We start from the raw sequence: 13,517 nt of genomic DNA on the forward strand, positions 1-13,517 counted from the left end.
AAAGAGCGATGTTAGGAAAATGAAATAACCTGAACCAGACACAAGCAGGAAAACGAGCGCAGCTTTGGCTGCGCTCAACCGCTCCCGGCGTCTCTCGCGCGACTATGACTACGAGCAGCTCCCCGAACCCCTCACCAGACTTCACTACGTCGTCTTCGCAATGCTCCTGCCCATCGACGCCACACCAGTACTTCAAGCTAAATCGCTTTACCAAACTGCAACACGACTGGAAATACGCCCGCCTCGTCAATAGCCGCGACCTGGTATTCAACAACACCGTTGCCGATATCGAATACATCCTGGTCTCATGCAGTGCCAACGGCACGCGCTTTGAGTTCGAGTGTTACGACATCTCCCATCTGTACAACCTCTCCCACTTCGTCGAACGCAAGCTGGCCCAGCCACCGTTTTTTATTCAAATCGTGTTTGGCCTGCCAGGCGGTATCGGCTCTCACCCCGAAGACCTGATGCAGATGCGCCGCACTGCAGACCACCTATTCGGCAACGACTATCTCCGGTCCATCCTCGGGGCTGGGCATCAGCAAATTCCACTCGCCACAGCAGGCCTTATGCAAGGTTCAAACTTGCGCGTCGGGCCCGAAGATTCATTCTGAATCGAACCCGGCAAGCTAGCCGAATCCAGCGCACAGCAAGTGCTGAAAATCAGACAGATCATCGAAAGGCTCTCACTTGAAATCGCCCCCCAAGAAGCACACGCGATGCTTGAGCTCAAGGGTGCAAATGAGGTGAATTTTTAGGGGGATTTTGAGCGACTCATTTACCTGCGTTTCTCCAAGCCGACATTTTCCCCAACACGGCATCCAGATCCCAAGGTATTCTTATCCACTAGCATTCCTATATAAAACCTTCAAAAATGAGAGATTTCTTAAATTCACTTTTGAATTCCGAGCCGTCCCCAAGGGTTCATTTCACCGCGGATTCCATCAAGGCGAAACCGGTTCAGGGCCATCCAGCAGCGCAAGAATCTATCCAGTCCTACAACGCCGTTGCCAACCTTATGCGAGCTGCGTTGCTTGAGTGCGGGCCGCCCGCATTTGCCGAGGCGACTGCGGCTCACCCTTGTTTCACTCAGGCATGCGTGGCCGCACACGAAGACCTGCACGCATTCCTTTCCAAAGATCCGGCCCAGCACGGTTCGCCAATCGCCACGTTATTCGGCTCCACCTCGTACAAAGCAACCCTGCATTACCGGCTTGCTCACGCGCTCATGACCTGCGCCAAGCTCGATGCAGCGGCACGTCATGAACTAGAAGCATGCGCCTGGCTTGTCTCCCATCGCGGCAAGCTCCTGTCTGGCGCGGAAATCCATCCAGGATGCGACATCGGCCAGCGCTTCATTCTTGACCACGGCTGGGGCACAGTCATCGGCGAGACCAGCGTGATCGGCAACGATTGCTACCTGCTCGGTGGGGTAACCCTCGGCGCAACAGGCATCGCAAACAACACGTCCATGAAGCGTCACCCTACGCTGGGTGACCGTGTACAGATCGGCGCTTTCTCGCGCATCTTCGGCGACATTCATATCGGCGACGATGTTTTCGTCGGCGCTCATTGCACGGTCACGCAAAGCATCATGCCGAATTCCACCGTCACGCTCCGCTCCAAGATGCAGATCATCCGCACCAGAGCCTCCTCCACACCAACCTAACCAAACCGCATCAATCAGGATCACCCATTCCATGCTTCCATTTTCCAGAGCCACCAGCAAACTTTATTATTCGGATACCTTTTTATCCCAGACCCAATCATCCCTCTCCAAGATTGGCCGCGACTACGTTGAACTCGACGCTACCGTCGCGTATCCCGAGGGCGGCGGCCAGGAGTCCGATGTCGGCACGCTCCTGCTGCCTGACGGAGCCGTCATGCGCTTTATTCATGCACGCAAGATGTACGGCCAGCGCCCCAACATTCCCGATTTCCCTGATGTTCAAACCGGTGGTGTCGTCGAACACATCATCCATGCCGAAGATCTTCATCACCTTGAACGCTTAAAGAAAGGCGATGAAGTGCAGATCAGCATCGACATCCTGCGCCGGGCTCAACTGTCTTTGAGCCATACGGCATCGCATCTGCTGTATCTAGGCGTCGGCCAGATTCGCCCGGACGCACTCACATGGACCCTCGGCTGTCATATCCGCACCGACGGCGCGCGCTTCGACTTTGGCGTCAGCGAGCGCTTCACGCCCGAAGAAGTCAGCGCCATCGAGCAAATTGCCAATGACTTCGTCGCTCGCGCCAGTGAAGTAACGACCTACGCGCACCCGCAACATATCGACGCCCGCTATTGGCAATGCGAAGGCCATGTCATGCCGTGTGGCGGCACGCACATCGGTAACACCGCGCCAATAGGACGCATCGCCGTGCGCCGCAAGAGCATGGGCGCAGGTAAAGAACGCCTGTCATGCCAGTTCGATAGCGCCAGCTTCGACCTTGCGCCGTTTCACGCCAACGCGTGCGGCGACCGTTCACAAGGAGGTGCGCAATGAGCGGCGTGCGCGCTGCACCGCAACCGCATTTAAGTGGCCCGGGCAAGCTGCCGGGTGCCACCTACGTTCTCACGCTTTGTCAGGCCATCAATCTGACTGCAGCGGTGGTGTCCGTCACGATTGCGGCACTAGTGGGCAGCAAACTGGCTCCCGGCCATGCATGGGCTACGGTGCCCTACGGTGTCCAGTTCGCAGCGGTTGCGCTCTCGACTTACCCCGCGGCGAGTTTCATGCGGCGTTATGGCCGGAAAAAAGGCTTCCTGCTCGGCGCGCTATTTCTGATTGCGGCGGGCGGCCTCGGTTACCACGCAGTGGTGCAAGCCAGCTTCACGCAACTGATCGTCGCGCATGGCTTGTTAGGCATGTACGTGGCATTTGCCAATTTCTATCGCTTCGCCGCCGTGGATGCTCTCGCGCCCGAGATGCGCCCGAAAGGCGTCTCGCTGGTGGTAGCGGGCGGCATCGTTGCGGCGGTTAGCGGGCCGCTGCTGTCGATGGGACTAAAAGACGTTGGCGACTTTTCGCCGTTTTCGTTGTGCTATGCGTCCTTCGTTTTACTCGGGCTCGCCACAGCCGCGTTGATGATGTTCTGGCGTCCTGCGGCCGCAGCTGCACCGGTTGCGCGCTCAATTCAGACACGCGCGGTATCGAGCCGCCCGGCGATCATCGCCGCCATCGTCGCGGCAGCGCTGAGCTACCTCATCATGAACATGCTGATGGTGCAGGCATCGCTGCTGATGGACTCCATGTGCGTGTCGTTCGACACCAGTTCCTTCGCTATTCAGGGGCACGTGATAGCGATGTTCGCGCCATCGTTCGTGACCGGTGCCATTCTGGCTCGCATCGGCTACCGCAATACCCTGTTCGCCGGTTACCTCCTGCTGGCTGGCTCAACCGTGCTGGGCATCATGGGGTTCAGTCTTGGCGCAATGGTCGCCGGGCTGCTCATGCTGGGTATCGGCTGGAATTTCGGCTACGTCGGAGGCGGTGCCTTGCTGGCCTCGGTGCTAACCGAAGACAATCGCCATCGCATGCAGGGCATCAACGATTCCATCATCGCCATCTGTGCCACGGCCGGGGCTTTTCTCCCCGCCGTGCTGCAAACCGCAATCGGCTGGCAAAACACCAACCTGCTCTGCCTGGTGCTTTGCCTGGCGGCCGCTGGTTTGACGTGGGCCTGCATGCGCGAGGCCAAAACCCCCGCTGCAGAGGTGCTTCGATCATGACGCTGAGACTGGCCGAACCCATCGCGCGACATTCCATTGCCAGTGACCATCCGGTGCAGTTGGCCACACCGCTGCTTGAAGTTCACCCGGGCCTGCTTCTCAAGTTCGAAAGCGACAACCCGGGAGGCAGCCACAAAGTGCGGGCAGCCCGCTTTATCGTTCGAAGCGCGATCGCCAGCGGGGACATTGTTCCGGGCCACACCACCGTGATCGAAAAAACTGGTGGCAACTTCGGCTTCGGGCTCGCGCTTGCATGCCAGGCGCACAACGTACCCGTTGAGCTTGCGGTCGGACTTGAATTCAGCGCGGTCAAACGCCGCTGCCTCGAACTGTTCGGTGCCAGGCTCATCGGGCTCGACATGCTTGAGCGTGGTGCGACGCCACGAGAGGTGGTGGAGTGGCATCTCGAACAGGCGAACGAACTAGAGCGGCACTACTTTTACACCGACCAGTTTCACAACCCTGCGAGCGTCGCCGCTCACGAACTCGAAACCGGGCCCGAGATCGCCATGCAGCTCAAAGCATGGCCTGAGGTCAAAAAACTGACCTTCGTATCGTGTGCCGGGACGGGGGCGAGCCTGACCGGTATTGCGACAGCACTCAAGCATGCGGGATATGCCGTCGATGTCGTGCTGGTCGAACCGCAAGGATGTGACTCGCGCAACGGCATCTTTACAAGTCACAAACTCGAAGGGATGTCAGTTGGCGTGGTGCCGCCTTTTCTCGACTGGAACCTGATTAACGAAGTCAGAACCGTATCGCACGAAGAAGCGATGGAGACGCGTCAAACCTTGGCCCGAACCCTCGGCTTTATCGCAGGCAACACCGCTGCCGCGTGCCTGACGGTAGCGCATACGCTAGCTCGCAGCGCGTCATGCGAGCATAAAGTTTTATCGTTGATGTACGACCACGGCCTGTGGTACCTGCGGTAAAGCACACCTTCTTTGCTATGAGCACCACCACCGCACATCCGTTGAAACGCTCAGGTATCGCACTCAGGCATCACTTTCGCCCCAGAAGCAGCAGCGCTAGCCAGGCATCACGTCGGGTTTTTCCACCGCAATCCGGGCGCTGCATTCATTGCGCTCATTGCGTTCGCTACTCACAGGCTCGCGCTGGAGCGTCACCACACACGCAGGCTCCCGCCGCGTGGGTTCTTCAACCATCCGGCGAGCGCTTTCGCTTTTCCAGTAACGAGCCAGCTTGTTGAGCTTTTCCGCATGAAGCGGTGGTACCCGGCGAAAAAAATCATCCGGGTCATCCAAGATAAACGGCCGCATCAGATGAGTGCCCTTGTTCTTTTCGAAGAACTGTTCACAGAACTCCTTCACGCGGCTCGCCGGCGTCATCGTGCGGTTTTCGATTTCATCTTCGATGGTCATCAACGGATCAGGTGTCGCCGCATTCACCCAGAAAATCGGATACGGCGTGCCATTGGTGACACCCTTGAGATCCTTGCGCCCTTCGTAATAAAGCTGCAAATGGCCGTAGCCCCAAGTGCCCGGCAAATTGTCGAGCGTATGCGCCAGCACCAGCGCAAGGTCCACCGACAGCACGAAGCGCCGTGGCGAGGCCACCGATCCCACGCGAAACCCCGTATCAATCGAAGGACCGATGAAATCCCGGGTATGTGCGTTGCCCGCATCGGATACTTGATTCGCAGCCGCATGCAAGCGCGACAGATTGCCAAAGATGTAATCGCCCTTGTCGCATGCGACCAGTCCGCCAGCCGCTTGATGATCGAGAATGACTTCCGCGTTATTCACCGGGAATCCCGCCAGCCATGCCGCGCATTTCAGATCGAGGCCCACGCTGTGCTGCTTGATGCGCTTGCGGTATTCCTGCGCGGTTTGCAGCCATGCAGTGACGCAGATATAGGCTTGCCGATGATCCGTCAGCACCTTGGTGAAAATCAGTTCATCACCGACAACCTTCCATAGCGTCGGACGCTCACCAATGGCCCACGCATGAGGGTCGCCCTGCGCATGCTCGCCAATCGTGCGCCAGCGTTCATCGAAGATGGTCGAGATCTGCTCATAAAACTCGAGCGTCGGCGACAGCCACGGCTCGGACGGCATGCCCTCATCGAGTTCGTCGAACGGCAGCGTCGCATTTTTTTGCGTAAAGATCTGCTTGAACAGCATCGAGCCCGTGATGTCGACGCTCATAAACAAGCGCAGCTTGGGTTGTAAAAAACAAGGAAGCTCGTGCAAATCCGGTACCAGGAGGTCCGGTCTCTCGTGTAGGAGGTCGTTTTTCATAAGAACTCGGGTTCTAAACGCCCGATAAGTTAAAAACTCATTGCTTGCATGCGCGCACTCGTTACTGGAGTGAGCACTCCGAACCACGATACCGGGATGGCACGGCCGCCACCCTGGACATGAAACGCCTCCCTCAACCTGTCCCCCAGGATATCGGAAGCGATGCAACCAATCCGCTAGCGTCAACTTCCTGACGCGCTACCGGTATGAGCCACACGCAATCGGCCGGAATTCCGGCCGTTAAAACTTCAAACCACGGCAACTCAAACTATCGTCAATGCATTCGCGGGAGGCAGCGTGAGGCTTCGGCACAGCCCTGCAGTGCAGCCTGCAAACACTTGTTTGAAACAGTTTTATTGCGCCCGGAATAGGGCCTGAACCGCCCGTTTATACCGCGACAATTTCAGGATATCAAGGGAGAAATATGCCAATTACATAAATGAAAGCAAGCTGCACGGGCGTTTCTGACCAATACCTTCATCTCGCCAAAAAGCAAAATCGCGCAGCAAGGCGAATGCAAGCTGCGCGATTTAAGCGAACGAATAGATAAGCTAAACGAAACGAAATAAAACTCAACAAAACGAAGCAAGGCTAACGATCGTGGAGATCGCTGCTTCAAGAACCGTACAGCCAGCGCATGCAGTTCCAGACAACCTGACGCTGACGCTTACGCCTCGCCATGCCCCAGCGTTTGCAAAATGCCAGGCAAGCGCTGCTGCGCTTCATCGCGCAACTGCTCGTAAATGCTGTTGCCATGCGCGTCGATAGCGACCGTGGCCGGCCCCAGCCCTTCCACGCGTAACGTCAGCAACCTGAACTGCGAGATGTACTCGCTCCAGTTCATCGCCACCACACCGCGCAGCGCACGCGACAGAAGTTGTGCGCCGCCACCCAGAAACGACAGATACGCACAACCCGTTTCCTGCAACGCGGCGACGCTCGCCGCATCCAGTCCGCCCTTGCCGCCCACGAGGCGCAGATCCAGCCCGCGCACAAGGTCCGGCATCCACGTGTTGTAGCGCGTGCTGGTGCTTGGGTTGAGGTAGAGCGGCACAGGGCCCTGGTCCGTCATCTGCACATACGTGCTCAGATGAAAAAACGCACCGCCACGCAGATCAATCGGCAAAGCCTCACCGTTTTCCAGCGACGCGACCATGCGCTTGTGCGTCGGCAAGCCGATGCTGACCGTGATGTCGCCCGACAGACGCACCATCTCGCCCACGCGAAGTTCGAGCACCTGGGCCCGCGTGAGCGGCAATTGAAGATCTTGAATGATTGTCATGAGCGGCTAGTGATCGAGAAATTCCACGCGGCCATCGTTATAAATGCGCGCGGCTGTCCGGCGGTTGATCCAGCAGTTGAAGCACACCGCCACAGGAACAAAACCGTGGCTAGCGGCGTAATCAATATGCACGGCCATCGCGCTGGAATTGCCACCCGTTCCCATCGGGCCAAAGCCCATCTGGTTCACCGCATCCAGCAAGCGCTGCTCCATGCTGGCCAGCACCGGCTCGGGGTTGGTCTGGCCAAAACGCCGCAACACCTGCTCTTTCGCCAGACGCGCGGCGTAATCGAATGTGCCACCGATACCCACGCCAATCACCAACGGCAGGCAAGGCTGCGAGCCCGCACGCAGCACGGTATCGAGCACGAAGCGCTCGATCTGCTCCAGCGTCGGATAAACAAACGCTTCGACCGCTTCCCAGCGGCCCGTTCCCATCGCCTTCGGCGCGCAGACGATATCGACGTAATCCGCGTCATCAATCACGTCGAAGCTCAGCAGCGGCATGTCCTTGCCCGCGTAACTGCGCTCATGAGTCAGGGGGTTCGTCACCATCTTCAGAATGGGCGGCGAGATCGTTCGCGCCAGTTCAGCGAACCCTTGCTGGATCGCGGCACGCACCGGACCATCGAACTGGGTGCGTGTGCCGATCTTGATGCTGTACACAGGAATCCCGATGTCGGTGCAAACCAGCGCGCCTTCGTCGCGTGCGGCATCTGCGCTTTGCAACATGATGGTCAGCGTCGCCTTGCCGGTGGCATGGGTTTCTTCGCGCTCGGCGCGCTGCAACACGGCGCGCGTGTCATCGGGAATTTTTTTCAGCGAGCGCTCGTAAAGCTGCGCGGTGACGTACTGGAGGGTAGCGCTTGCAATAGCCATGCTGGGTTGGTGGTCCGGTAGTTCGTTGAGCTTGCCAAGCCGGTAGCATCAGGCAAGCACGCCTCGCCGGCAAGGTCGTTTTCCGCAGATTCCGCCTGGCAAAAAGCCGCGAGAAAGTGTCATCGGGTCACATGAAGCGGATGAAAATGCGGCACGCAACTAACACCGCCCCGGACTTCACTCCACAGAACAAGGCCCTCAATGAACGAAATTGACGCAGCACCTCAACGCATCGGGATAGTCGGAGCGGGAGCGATTGGTGGCTACTTCGCCGCGCAACTTGCCGAGGCGGGTCACGAGGTGTCGGTTCTGGCACGCGGCGCAACGCTGCAAGCGCTGTCCACGCGGGGGCTCATGTATTCCAGCGGCGGCCATGCGCCTCGCCGTATTGCGCTGCAAGCGTATGGCAGTTGCGCGGCGATGGGGCCTCAAGCGCTCGTGATCCTCGCGCTCAAAGCCCAGGCACTACCCGAGTTAGCCGCTCAACTGAAGCCATTGATTGGCCCCGATACCGTCATCGTGTCGGCAGGCAACGGTTTGCCCTGGTGGTACTTTTTCGCCCCGGACGTCCCGCTGTCTGGCATGCGCCTCACCTCAGCCGATCCACACCGTGTCATCGAACACGCGCTGCCGTGGCAGCAGATTCTCGGCGGCAGTGTCATGGCGTCATGTTCGAGCCCAGCGCCTGGGGTGGTCGTGCATCACAGCGGCGGCCGCGTCGTGCTTGGAGAACCCGTGCCAGGCATCAGCGCCCGCGCGCAAACATGGGCTGGCGTGCTCAGCGCCGCCGGTGTGCCAACCAGCGTCAGCGCCGATATCCGGCTGGATCTGTGGCACAAGCTGCTGGGCAATGTGTGCGCCAATCCGCTCAGCCTGCTGACCAGCGCTCGCACCGATCAGTTGCTGGATGACGCAGACGTGTGCCGCATCATCGAGCAGATGATGCAAGAGTGCATTGAGCTAGGTAAGCATTTGGGCCTGAAAACAGCGCTTGAACCGCGTCAGAGAATCGAACAGACCCGGCAGCTTGGCGCAATCAAAACTTCGATGCTGCAGGATCTGGACGCGGGGCGCAGCGTCGAACTGGATGCGATTCTCGGCGCACCCCTCGAATGCGCAGCAAAAATCGGCTGCCCTACTCCCACGATGACGCTAATTTTTGCACTCGCGCGTTTGCGTGCGCGTCAGGCCGGGCTCTATCCGGCCTGAGCTTTCTGCCGCCTCTTGTTCCGCGCGTCACTCTTCTCAGTTGGCGCGCTCACACGCACTTTCCTGGGTGTACTCCTGAGCATTAGCGACCCAGCCTTTAGCGATGAAATCTGCCCGGGGCGGCGAGAACACATCAATCAGCAGATGCCGCCCAGGCCCCACGCCTTCGGTCGTGTGAATCAGGTTCACCGGCACCGTCAGCATCGAAGCCGGTGCCGCCGCCAGGTGTTGATCGTCACGCCAGTCATTGGCGTTGGGCCCCCATGGCACCCGCAGGTGATGCACAAAATGGCCAGCGATAGCCAGCGAGCCTTGCTCGAAATTCGTATGACTGTGCGGGCTGAGCTGCGAGCGGTCGCGGGCATCGTGGTATTCGACCCAGTTGATGCTCAGCGTTTCCGACTGAAACATCTTGAGCCGTGGCTTGTCAGCCGGTGGCGCGATGCGATCTACCTCCATCACCTGAAGCGCACGGGCACCCGCCTTGCGGCGAAAGCCCGTATCACTCGCAACGATGCGCGGGTCTGGCCGGGCGTAATCCGCTTGATTGCACACCGCTCCGGCGCTCAGATCAGGACGTGACGACGCGATCAGCACCGCAGGTGCCACACCTTCCAGCCGCACCGTCACCTCGCCCGCAGGCAGCACGCAAACCGAGCGGCCCGGCACGCGCTCCGTGCCGGCATCGGTTTGCACTTCAGCGCCGGTACTGTCAGGCAATAACAGCAGCATCTCGTGTTCGCTGCGCGCACGGGTCACGGCCGAGGCGTCTAGCCAGTGCACAAAAAAATTCTGCCCACGCGCGAGCGCGCCTGGCACTAGGGGATACACCGCGCATTCGCGTACCGCTGCGTCGGCTGAGGTTGTCATTGTTATGTCCTTGCGTGAACTCATGAACTCGTGAATGGATGGGGTGGTTAATCTCGACGCGGACTGGGACGCCCCAGTTCGGTCAAGCGGCCAACGGTGGCGTAATGGTTGCCATCCAGGCGCGTAAGCGGCTCGGTGCGCGAGACATTGAAGCGGCCATCGGCTTCGATAAAACGTTCATCGAGATGCACGCCGATGATCCGGCCAAACACCACATGGCTCTGCGTTTCGCCGGGGCTAGTCGGTTCGATCTCGACGATTCTCAGCAGCTTGCATTCCATGCTGGCGGGCGAGCACGCCACGCGCGGTGGCTTAACGAAGTGGCTGGGCGCTTTCTCCACGCCCGCGAGTTCAAACTCATCGACGCCGTAGGGCGCATCCAGCGAGCTCTGGTTCATCGGCTCACGCAACGCCCAGGTCACCAAATTCGTGACGAATTCGCCTGTTTCCCGGACGTTGACGATGGTGTCTTTCTCAGCGCGATCGGCAGGTGCGTTGCACGAAAAGATCACCACCGGTGGTGCGGTTGAAACCAGATTGAAATGCGAAAAAGGCGCGAGGTTGACCTGCCCTTTCAGATTGATCGTGCTGATCCAGCCAATCGGCCGAGGAGCCACGATGGCGTTGAACAGCGTGCGCTTGAAGTTGGGCGTGGTCGCCGGATCGAGAAACATCGTGCGGCCTCCGGTTAGCCAGCGGCCCGCTGGTCTGGCGCACGGCTCACGTCCGTTACACCGCCCTTGATAAACACGGCCTTGCCGGTGGTATAGAGCACCGCGCGCCGCTCTTCCTGCGTCAGCAATCTCGACGCATCAAGCATGCGTTGCACCATTTCCTTGTATGTGCCCGATGAAGTGCCGATATCCGAGCCCCACATGATCCGGTCAGCACCAAACAGATCGACAGCCACGCGTAGCGCTTTTTCTGCGGGAACATCTGACTCGCGGTAGATGTCGAGATTGATCGAGGTGAACTTGAAGTAGATGTTCGGCTCCGCGCTCAACGGCACGAAGCGCGCATCGAAACCGTAGTTATCGTCTTCGACCTCCGGCTCCAGCATGTGGTCCAGCACCACTCTGACGTTCGGAAAGCGGCGCGCCAGCTCGATGATGGCCGGGACCGACGGACCACCGCCACCAGTGGCCAGCACTTCGACGTTCATCACCAGGCCATAGGCGTTGGCCACCGCCCAGGTTTCAAGCGCGCTTGGCGAATTCAGCCAGGGCATCGTGCCATCCGGCTCACGCCCGCCGAAGAGCCGCACGCCCGACAAACCATGTTGTTCCCGATACTGGCGAATCAGCGCGGGCGTGCCCGCATCTTCCGCATCAAGGATCACCACCGCCGAGAACACCTCCGGATACAAGTCCGACGAATCGAGGATGTAACTGTTATCGAAGCGGTAGAGCATGCGCTTTTGCACCGCCACGCCCCCCTCCACGTTTTCCTCTTTCATCCAGCGCACCATGCGCAGCACGTCGGGAATTTCGTTAACCGGATTGGGCCCAGCCTTGCCGCCTGGCGTGCCGATTACACCTGGCTTGCGCGGCGGCGCATTTGGCGCGCGCTGCATCGGCTTGCGCGGATAACGCGTCTGGTCATCCGCCACGAGGTGCGCGTGCGCATCGAACAGCGGCAGCCTGACGTGGCTGCTGTCGTGAGAGTTATGCATTTCATCTCCATCCAAAGTGCCTGACAGCAACGTTCCGTTACTGCCAGACAGAGAAAAAAATCAGGGCTAAAACTGATGCCGCAAGCCGAAGGTCAAACCCGCTTGCGCATTGCTGGACGACGGCGTGGCAAAGCCAAGCACCGCGACCGCGCGAGCGCCGGTTGAATCAAAACCCGCTGCGGTTTGCCGTAACGCGGTGAGGTACACATCCGTTCGCTTCGACAACAGGTACTGGGCCCCAAGACTCCACTCCTGATACGCCGCACCACTCAAGCCGCGATACGAACTAGCGCGGGTATAGGCATAAGCCAGGCCAAAAAATAACCACGGCGTCGCCTGATATTTCAGGTTCAGCTCGCCCGTGTTGAACCTGGCCGTCGTACCTTGCACACCGGGCGGCAGTGCCGGGCCAGCAAGTGCGGTTCCACCGAGATTGCCCAGACTGGTGCGGGTGTAGATCCCGCCAACTGTGATCAACCCCGCCGTATACGACGCCCCCGCACCCAGCACCTCCTGCGAGGCCGCCGACGCATAGCCACGAAAAACCGGATTAGTAATGTTGCTGGCCGTCGCGCTGCTGTTCGCATTGTTGCCATACAGCGAAAAATTCGGATTCTTGACGAACAAATAAGCCGCGGCAAGCTTCAACGGCCCGCCCGCGTAATTGACACCGAACGACATCAGCTCATTTTTGCTCGCGTCACCCGCAACGCCACCTACCCCATATGTCGCGCCGAACTGTAGCCCCTGATAAGCGGTGCTGAGAAACTTGAGCGCATGGTTCGCCCGCCCAGTGCCATCGACGTTATCCAGCCCGCCTGGGTGATAGCCGTAGCTGGAGCCTCGTGCAGCCCAGTCCGAACCCGATGCGAACGGGCCAAGAAAACTCGACAAGGTTAAGTACTGACGCCCAAGCGTGAGCGTGCCCAGCGGCGTCGCCACCCCCACATACGCCTGACGGCCAAACTCCAGACCCGCCTGAAGCACCCCGGTAGTCGTCGTAAAACCGTTTTCGAGGGCAAACACCGCCTTGTAGCCCGCACCCAGATCTTCTGCACCAGACATGCCAAACCGCGAAGCGCTTTCATTGCCTCCAGTCAGCGCGATCTGGTTCTTGCCGCCCATGTTCGTCGTCACCCGCAGCCCCGCATCGACGATGCCGTAGAGCGTGATCCGGCTCTGCGCGTGCGCCGTACACGTCACGCTACAAGCCACACTGCAAACCACGGCGCTCAGTAAATACCGATACCGGTGCTGATGTTGATGTCGATTCATCAATCAATGTCTCCTTCCTGCTCAATCCCAAGCGATTCATACAATCTGCTTAGCTAAATTCTTTCAAGCGAGTTTCTAGCTTCAGTCAAAAAACCCCCAACGGCCCGCATCCTTCCACGACGAGGTGGCTAATCCAAGCACCGCAAACCAAGATTTCGCAGGCCGAAATCCTGGCGGCAAAGCAACGCCCTCACCCAGGGTTTATCCGTGCGACAGAACATCATTCCGGCTGGCGAAAAGTGGCATAACTCGTCTTGCTGCATGTCGTTCGTCAGCCTTAGTATTTTTCTGGAAACCCAAAAACAGCCAGGCTGGGCCGCAATGCACAGGCATAGA

At 59.0% G+C, this 13,517-nt stretch carries 12 protein-coding genes and 2 pseudogenes; 7 read left to right on the plus strand and 7 right to left on the minus strand.

Annotation, left to right across the window (positions count from 1 at the left end):
* Positions 1–54 precede the first annotated feature (54 nt).
* The 6 genes and pseudogenes from GH656_RS18090 to GH656_RS13520 form a co-directional block, all read left to right on the plus strand.
* Positions 55–253: pseudogene (locus GH656_RS18090) on the plus strand (hypothetical protein); the annotation flags it as partial.
* Positions 189–758 (plus strand): annotated as a pseudogene (locus GH656_RS13500) (beta-keto acid cleavage family enzyme); the annotation flags it as partial. The pseudogenes GH656_RS18090 and GH656_RS13500, both read left to right, overlap by 65 nt.
* Positions 759–1,099: 341 nt before the next feature.
* Positions 1,100–1,669, plus strand: coding sequence for a serine O-acetyltransferase (locus tag GH656_RS13505; protein WP_246184271.1), 570 nt, complete (start codon positions 1,100–1,102; stop codon positions 1,667–1,669).
* Positions 1,670–1,700: 31 nt separating this feature from the next.
* A complete protein-coding gene (locus GH656_RS13510; protein ID WP_153076408.1) occupies positions 1,701–2,507 on the plus strand; it encodes an alanyl-tRNA editing protein in 807 nt (268 codons plus the stop codon).
* Positions 2,504–3,733, plus strand: a complete 1,230-nt coding sequence (locus GH656_RS13515) for an MFS transporter (RefSeq protein WP_153076409.1) — start codon at positions 2,504–2,506, stop codon at positions 3,731–3,733. The genes GH656_RS13510 and GH656_RS13515 overlap by 4 nt, the downstream gene beginning before the upstream one ends.
* The gene (locus GH656_RS13520; RefSeq protein WP_153076410.1) at positions 3,730–4,665 is read left to right on the plus strand and encodes a PLP-dependent cysteine synthase family protein; all 936 of its coding nucleotides are present in this window, start codon (positions 3,730–3,732) and stop codon (positions 4,663–4,665) included. Before GH656_RS13515 ends, GH656_RS13520 begins: the two co-directional genes overlap by 4 nt.
* A 96-nt stretch (positions 4,666–4,761) precedes the next feature.
* Here the strand turns inward: GH656_RS13520 and GH656_RS13525 are convergent, their stop codons facing one another.
* The 3 genes from GH656_RS13525 to GH656_RS13535 all read right to left on the minus strand — a co-directional run bounded on the left by GH656_RS13525 (position 4,762) and on the right by GH656_RS13535 (position 8,155).
* Positions 4,762–5,901 (minus strand): hypothetical protein, encoded by a 1,140-nt coding sequence (locus GH656_RS13525; RefSeq protein WP_153076411.1) that lies wholly within the window; start codon positions 5,899–5,901, stop codon positions 4,762–4,764.
* A gap of 760 nt (positions 5,902–6,661) precedes the next feature.
* A complete protein-coding gene (locus GH656_RS13530; RefSeq protein ID WP_153076412.1) occupies positions 6,662–7,276 on the minus strand; it encodes a fumarate hydratase C-terminal domain-containing protein in 615 nt (204 codons plus the stop codon).
* Positions 7,277–7,282: 6 nt separating this feature from the next.
* Positions 7,283–8,155 (minus strand): fumarate hydratase, encoded by an 873-nt coding sequence (locus tag GH656_RS13535; protein WP_153076413.1) that lies wholly within the window; start codon positions 8,153–8,155, stop codon positions 7,283–7,285.
* Positions 8,156–8,356: 201 nt separating this feature from the next.
* Between GH656_RS13535 and GH656_RS13540 the strand changes: the two genes are divergently transcribed.
* On the plus strand, positions 8,357–9,364 hold the full coding sequence (locus GH656_RS13540; RefSeq protein WP_153076414.1) for a ketopantoate reductase family protein: 1,008 nt from the start codon (positions 8,357–8,359) through the stop codon (positions 9,362–9,364).
* 36 nt (positions 9,365–9,400) lie between these two features.
* Here the strand turns inward: GH656_RS13540 and GH656_RS13545 are convergent, their stop codons facing one another.
* The 4 genes from GH656_RS13545 to GH656_RS13560 all read right to left on the minus strand — a co-directional run bounded on the left by GH656_RS13545 (position 9,401) and on the right by GH656_RS13560 (position 13,181).
* Positions 9,401–10,234 (minus strand): cupin domain-containing protein, encoded by an 834-nt coding sequence (locus tag GH656_RS13545; RefSeq protein WP_153076415.1) that lies wholly within the window; start codon positions 10,232–10,234, stop codon positions 9,401–9,403.
* Between the two features lie 47 nt (positions 10,235–10,281).
* On the minus strand, positions 10,282–10,908 hold the full coding sequence (locus tag GH656_RS13550) for a flavin reductase family protein (RefSeq protein WP_153076416.1): 627 nt from the start codon (positions 10,906–10,908) through the stop codon (positions 10,282–10,284).
* Positions 10,909–10,922: 14 nt separating this feature from the next.
* Positions 10,923–11,906: an amidohydrolase family protein gene (locus GH656_RS13555; RefSeq protein WP_153076417.1), complete on the minus strand. Its 984-nt coding sequence runs from the start codon at positions 11,904–11,906 to the stop codon at positions 10,923–10,925.
* A gap of 66 nt (positions 11,907–11,972) precedes the next feature.
* On the minus strand, positions 11,973–13,181 hold the full coding sequence (locus GH656_RS13560) for a porin (RefSeq protein ID WP_153076418.1): 1,209 nt from the start codon (positions 13,179–13,181) through the stop codon (positions 11,973–11,975).
* Positions 13,182–13,517 lie beyond the last annotated feature (336 nt).

Source organism: Paraburkholderia bonniea, from assembly GCF_009455625.1.
Lineage (GTDB): Bacteria > Pseudomonadota > Gammaproteobacteria > Burkholderiales > Burkholderiaceae > Paraburkholderia > Paraburkholderia bonniea.